Below are 406 nucleotides of genomic sequence, written 5' to 3'. Positions count from 1 at the left end.
AGCAGTGGCTTCTTCTGTTTTGAGTTTTACTGTGGGACTTTTTAAAGGTTTTGAAGCTGAGAGAATCAAAGCTATAGAAGAACAGAGAGACAAAGATTTAGAAGCATTAGAAAAACGAAGTGAGATCGAGCTTATGCGACTTGAAGAAGGGTTTGATAAAGAAATTGCAATGAGAAAAGAAAAATTATCAGAGCTTGATGATCAGTATAGTAAAGAGATTGATTTTTTAAAAGAGGCTCAACGCAAGGGGCAAATATCTGGTGAAGAATTTCAGAGGCGTTTTACTCAAGTTGAAAGTGAATATAAAACTAAGAAAAATACAGAGACTGAAAAACTAACTAATGCAGAGAATTCTAAGAAGCTTGAGTTAGAACGTGAAAAAAAACTTAAGGCTTTAGAATCCGAT

1 pseudogene is annotated in these 406 nt (G+C 34.0%); it reads left to right on the top strand.

The annotated features are described in order from the left end of the window. Window positions 1–19: 19 nt before the first annotated feature. Window positions 20–406 (top strand): annotated as a pseudogene (locus tag U881_RS11295) (hypothetical protein); the annotation flags it as partial.

It is taken from the genome of Borrelia persica No12 (genome assembly GCF_000500045.1).
Classification (GTDB): Bacteria; Spirochaetota; Spirochaetia; order Borreliales; family Borreliaceae; genus Borrelia; species Borrelia persica.
Note: the sequence above shows the minus strand (reverse complement) of the source record. Positions and strands in the feature narration are given on the sequence as shown.